Raw genomic sequence first — 866 nt, 5'->3', positions numbered from 1 at the left:
CTCTGAAACTGCTCGCTAATTTTTCGTAGCGCGTTGCAAATCGACGTAACTCTTTAAGCCATCCAAAGCAGCGTTCTACCGCGTTTCTCTGGCGGTATCTGTGCTGATCAAAACGCCTCGGCAAACCAGGGCGTGTCTTGCGATGCATTTGACGTTGCGCAATAACGGGTTTTATACCGTGCCTGTCACAGTAACGGCGCAGTTCATCACTGTCATATCCTTTATCAGCGACCACGTAGCGGCTACGTTTGCGAGGCCTTCCAACACGGCCTGGTAGATAAACACTCTCCAGCGTCGAGATGAAATGTCGAGAATCAGCCTGCTGTCCTGGAGACAGGGTAAATGCCAGCGGCCAACCATGGGAATCACATACCAGGTGGATTTTTGTCGTTAAACCACCACGACTACGCCCCAATGCGTGATCTACCGGTTCTTCTGAGCCCCCTTTTTGCCGCCTCCTGCGGCAGCGCGGGTGGCACGTATCGAGGTCGAATCAATCATCCACGTATCCAGATCCATCAGTCCATCTTCACGCAGCCTGAGCTGTAAGCGAGAAAGGATAGCTTCAAACGTGCCATCATCCCGCCATTTTCGAAAGCGCTCATAGGCAGTTGACCAGGGACCATACCGCTCGGGTAGATCTCGCCATTTGGCACCAGAACAGAGCACCCAGAAAATACCATTGAGGACCTGCCGGTCATCCCGCCGGGGCCTGCCCATCACCTGAGTTGGCGACACAATATCTGTAATCTGCGCCCAGTTCTCATTGGATATCTCGTACCGGCCAACCATAATTCATTTCCCCCTATGCTTCTATTGCATGGGAAAACTTAGCAGATATCACTTTTCGTACAAAACCTAGAAGA

The 866-nt window shown here is 51.8% G+C and carries 1 protein-coding gene; it reads right to left on the bottom strand.

The features are described 5' to 3' along the window. Positions 1–792, bottom strand: a protein-coding gene (locus ACT3R4_RS18435) for an IS5 family transposase (RefSeq protein ID WP_496201300.1) whose coding sequence is annotated in 2 segments (ribosomal slippage) — positions 1–450 and positions 450–792 — 793 coding nt annotated over the 2 segments. Because the reading frame shifts where the segments join, the coding sequence is not laid out codon by codon here. This gene is flagged as partial in the annotation. Between the last annotated feature and the right edge of the window lie 74 nt (positions 793–866).

The organism is Halomonas sp. AOP7-E1-9 (assembly GCF_052376035.1).
GTDB classification, from domain to species: Bacteria; Pseudomonadota; Gammaproteobacteria; order Pseudomonadales; family Halomonadaceae; genus Vreelandella; species Vreelandella citrativorans.
The sequence above is the reverse complement of the archived record's forward strand: the minus strand, read 5'-3'. Positions and strand labels throughout refer to the sequence as shown.